This is a genomic window from Pseudarthrobacter scleromae (genome assembly GCF_014644515.1).
GTDB classification, from domain to species: domain Bacteria; phylum Actinomycetota; class Actinomycetes; order Actinomycetales; family Micrococcaceae; genus Arthrobacter; species Arthrobacter scleromae.
Map to the genome: position 1 here is coordinate 1 of NZ_BMKV01000007.1, position 1893 is coordinate 1893.

The following is a 1893-nucleotide window of genomic DNA, read 5'->3' on the forward strand; positions in this document are numbered from 1 at the left end:
AACCAATCACTAAAACAATTGGTATCAACAAACTTGGCACACTATTGAGTTCTCAAACAACAGACACATTCAAATATTCCCGAAACAATTCATTTTCATGAATTCTTATTCCGTATTTCTTCGCTGCGATGTTTCAATCTTATTTCATTCATTTTCACTTTGCAAATCCGGTTGTTTTCCCGGAATTCACTCGGTGGAATGAATCCGCCCATCATAAAGTGAAGCATTTCTTCGTTTTGCGCTTCCGCACATGGTGAAGTTGCTTCACTTTTTGGTGGGGGTTTGTCGCTATTTTTCCGCTTCAGCGGCGGCGACTCAGAAAACATTACACGCTCCCCCGCGGCCGTGCAAATCGGCTGCGGAGGAGCGTGCAGGTGCTCTATGAAGCGGGGGAAGAGCCTAGGGAACCAGGACCTCCACGGTTGCCAGGTTCTTCTTTCCGCGGCGCAGGAGCAGGTACTGCCCATGCAGCAGTTCGGACTCCGGAATGACCGCCTCGGGGTCGGACACCTTCTCGTTGTTGACGTAGGCCCCGCCTTCGCCAACGGTGCGCCTTGCCGCCGACTTGCTGTCGGACAGCCCGGAAGCAACGAGCAGGTCCACGATCCCCATCTCGTCCACCTGCACAGTGGCGAAGGGAAGCTCGGAAGTTGCCGCCTGGAGCGTGGGCTTGTCCAGGGCGGTCAAGTCACCGTTCCCGAAAAGTGCGGCGGATGCCGCAATGACCTTCTCCGTGGCTTCCACACCGTGAACAAGGGAGGTCACTTCGTAGGCAAGCTTCCGCTGGCCTTCACGGGCGAACGGCCGTTCAGCCACAGCAACGGAAAGCTCCTCGATCTCCGCCTTGGTAAGGAAGGTGAAGACCTTCAGCCGGTCCACAACGTCGGCATCCGCCGTGTTGACCCAGAACTGGTAAAAGGCGTAGGGGCTGCACATGCCGGCGTCCAGCCAGATGGCGTTGCCCTCGCTCTTGCCGAACTTCGTCCCGTCCGCATTGGTAATCAATGGGGTCCCCAGGGCGTGGACGCTCTTGCCCTCCACCTTGCGGATCAATTCCGTACCGCTGGTGAGGTTGCCCCACTGGTCCGAGCCGCCGGTCTGCAGCACGCAGCCGTAATCACGGTAGAGCTGGAGGTAATCCATCCCCTGCAGGATCTGGTAGCTGAACTCGGTGTAGCTGATGCCCTCATCCGAGCTCAGCCGTGAGGCCACGGCGTCCTTGCGCAGCATGGTTCCCACACGGAAGTGCTTCCCAACGTCACGCAGGAAATCGATGGCGCTCAGCGGCGCCGTCCAGTCAAGGTTGTTGACCATCTGCGCTGCGTTGCCGCCCTCGAAGCTGAGGAAACGGCGGACCTGCGCCTGAAGGTAGCCCACCCACTCGGCCACGGTGTCCTTGGTGTTCAGCGTGCGCTCGGCCGTGGGACGGGGGTCGCCGATCATACCGGTTGACCCACCCACCAGTCCGAGGGGCTTGTGGCCGGCCAGCTGCAGCCGCCGCATCACGAGCAGCTGGACCAGGTTACCCAGGTGCAGGCTCGGCGCGGTGGGATCGAACCCGCAATAGTACGTCACCGGTCCGCCGGCGAGGAGTTTTTCAAGCTCCGCCTCGTCGGTGGAGACGTGGACCAGGCCACGCCACTTCAGTTCCTGCCAAATGTTGGCAAAAGTGGGGTCGTTCTGCTGCGATTCGAGGCTGATGAGTTCTGGCACGCCTTCTAAGTTAGCAGTATGCGGCGCGCCTGATCAGCGCTTGATCCCTGCCGGCACCGGTTCTGAAGCAATCAGCCGGAGCCGCTGGGTGGCCCGGGTCATCGCGACGTACAGGTCCCCCACTTTGCCGTGCTCATGGTTCAGCATCATGGACGGCTCAAGCACCACCACGCCGTCGAA

General features: G+C 59.4%; 2 protein-coding genes. Both read right to left on the bottom strand.

What is annotated here, in order from left to right:
• Positions 1–95: 95 nt before the first annotated feature.
• A complete protein-coding gene (locus IEX33_RS16620; RefSeq protein WP_146072969.1) occupies positions 96–326 on the bottom strand; it encodes a hypothetical protein in 231 nt (76 codons plus the stop codon).
• Between the two features lie 73 nt (positions 327–399).
• Positions 400–1713 carry a tyrosine--tRNA ligase gene (tyrS, locus tag IEX33_RS16625; RefSeq protein ID WP_188732031.1) on the bottom strand — a complete coding sequence of 438 codons (1314 nt, stop codon included), beginning with the start codon at positions 1711–1713 and terminating at the stop codon, positions 400–402.
• Positions 1714–1893: the final 180 nt, after the last annotated feature.

Coding starts and splice junctions, on each gene's coding strand:
- IEX33_RS16620 (WP_146072969.1), bottom strand. CDS start 326: ATGTTTTCTGAGTCGCCGCCGCTGAAGCGGAAAAATAGCGACAAACCC.